Consider the following 2,391-nt stretch of genomic DNA (forward strand, 5'->3'; position numbering starts at 1 on the left):
GCCTTCGGGATGCCGGAGTTTCCGTGGAGGATATCATCCCCCTGAGCTCTGAGGCCTCGCAGTATGACACGGCTTCCTTTATGGAGCAGGATTTTCCGGTAGTGCCGGTAAAGAGCTTCGATTTCAAAACTGCGGATGCGGTGCTGATCTGCGGAGACAGCGCTGATTCCCGGGAATGCCTGGCTTTGGCCGTTAAGGCCGGAACGCCGGCCCTGGATCTTATGCATTATCCGGCGGGAAAGGAGCTTTCCGGCCTTTTTAAAAAGGGAGACCATCCGGGAGATGATTTCTGGAATCCAGCGGTAACTCCGGTATATTATTCGGCGGATTCCGGCGCCATGCTGCTCTTAGATACGCTGAAGCCGGTAACAGCTGCCGGGCTTCTGGAAAGCGCCGCGGTAACTCTTATGGAATCCGCTTCGGGTCTCAGGAGCGGCGGGGCCATGGATCTCGGGCGGGAGACTGCCAGCGTGCTCAACCTCCGGCCGGTATCATCAGGGATTTTCAGCACCCAGATGGCCTTTAACATTCATACAGCTATCGGGGATCTCTTTCCTGACGGCAGCACTTCCCGCGAAGCCGGCATTATTGAGGAGCTTAGGGTCTTGCTGCCTGATCTTCCCGCCTTATCCCTGACCTCTGTGCTGATGCCGGTATTTCACGGCTATCTGGCCAGCATTACCCTGAAGCTTGCAAAGGATACCGCTAAAGCCGATCTGGAAAAGCTTCTGGCTGTTCCCGGCAGCACGAGATTTCTTTCTGAAGAGGAGGGAGAGCTCACTCCGGTGCCCCTGGCCCGGGACGAACCCGAGATTCTGATTTCCCGGCTCAGAATGACCGATGCCCGTACCTGTTCCTTCCTGGCGCTGTCCGATAATGACGGACACGGCATGGCCGCTAATGCCTGCGAGCTTCTCAGGCTTTTGGCCGGCGGAAAGTAATGCGGGGAAGGACTGGAAGGGGAGCCCGGTAAGTCCGGAGCATCCCTGAGGATAAGACGTTAAGGAGAGCCTGCCAAAGCAAGGCTCTCCTTAACTTTTTACTGTTGAATAATTCCGGTAAAGCCCATAAAGGCCATGGACAGAAGACCTGCGGTGATAAGAGCGATAGCGCTGCCGCGGAAGGGGGCCGGGGTGTTGGCGTTATTTATCCTTTCCCGCATGGCCGCAAAGAGCACCAATACCAGCGTGAAGCCGGCTCCGGCTCCCAGACTGAATACCAGCACCTCCAGAAGGCCGTGTCCCATATTCACGTTAAGGATTGCCAGGCCCAGCACAATGCAGTTGGTGGTGATAAGAGGAAGGTAGATCCCCAGAAGACGGAAAAGCTCCGGACTGATATGCTTCACCATAAGCTCGGTAAACTGCACCACGGCGGCAATCATGACGATATCCGTTATAAGGCGGAGCTCTGTGATGTCCAGAGGCACCCGCACCAGCTTTTCCATAGCGTAGCAGGCCAGAGATGTCAGCACCAGCACAAAGGTAGTGGCTATTCCCATGCCGGTGGCTGAAGACAGCTGCTTGGACACGCCGATAAAAGGGCAGATACCCAGAAAGCGTACCAGCACAAAGTTATTCACAATGGCGGCGCTCAGGAACAGAAGAACGTAGGACATGAAGGCTCCCTCAAGTTTTGAACGGCGTCATTATATCCCAGATGCCCGGAAAATCCCAAGGGGCAGGAAATACGCTCCGTGCCGTCATTTCGAGAATTGTTTGAATGCTATGCGAGGCTCTTTTGCGTCTTGATTATTGTCGCTGCTCTGTGCGGCCATTGTTGCAAACCGCAACAAGATAGTCTGACTGAATTATGTCAATGCGGTAGCTGTGAAATTAACAGCGAGGTGAGAAACACCTCGCTTACAGAGTGATGCCTTCAGTGGGGAATGTGGGTTATTTCAGCGTCCGCACCGCCACCGAACAGCGTTTTTTGAAGAAGCAGATGCCGTAAGCGTAAACTCCTTCGATATCTTGTCTCTCTAAATAGGGATCTGCATATTTTTTGTCGAGAACCTGATCTATGGCCGATCTGGCTATAAGCGCTTTATCGCGGTTTTCATCATCTGTCTGCTTCAGCTCCAAAATGACAATGATTTGTTCACTGCCGGAAGATTGGATTATTAAGTCTATATACCCCTCCCCGGATTCAAAATTTGATTTCTGTTCTTTAATCAGGGAGACTCCGTTAACCAATAGACCGTTTATAAAACCGTGGTAGTAGTTTTCCTTTGGAGCGTTAGTGGCAAAGTCTCTTACGGAAACATATTTGGCCAGAAGACTGCTGAGATGCTCCTGCGTTTCCGCGGCATTGCCGGAAAACAGACTCTTGATAAAATCCGCGGCATGTTTTCTCATAACCGGATTCCTGCTGAAAAACCGGCGCATGCCG

The 2,391-nt window shown here is 52.7% G+C and carries 3 protein-coding genes; 1 reads left to right on the forward strand and 2 read right to left on the reverse strand.

The genetic code is table 11. The features are described 5' to 3' along the window. On the forward strand, positions 1-941 hold a 941-nt coding region (locus ACJROR_RS04865; protein WP_406546116.1), incomplete at its 5' end, for an Asd/ArgC dimerization domain-containing protein. 98 nt (positions 942-1,039) lie between these two features. Here the strand turns inward: ACJROR_RS04865 and rsxA are convergent. Further along, positions 1,040-1,618, reverse strand: coding sequence for an electron transport complex subunit RsxA (gene rsxA / locus ACJROR_RS04870; protein WP_406546117.1), 579 nt, complete (start codon positions 1,616-1,618; stop codon positions 1,040-1,042). 277 nt (positions 1,619-1,895) lie between these two features. Continuing rightward, positions 1,896-2,391, reverse strand: a 496-nt coding sequence (locus ACJROR_RS04875) for a PD-(D/E)XK nuclease domain-containing protein (RefSeq protein WP_406546118.1), incomplete at its 5' end; no start/stop codon positions are given.

The organism is Succinimonas sp., from assembly GCF_045225735.1.
GTDB lineage: Bacteria > Pseudomonadota > Gammaproteobacteria > Enterobacterales > Succinivibrionaceae > Succinimonas.

Coding starts and splice junctions, on each gene's coding strand:
- rsxA (WP_406546117.1), bottom strand. CDS start 1,618: ATGTCCTACGTTCTTCTGTTCCTGAGCGCCGCCATTGTGAATAACTTT.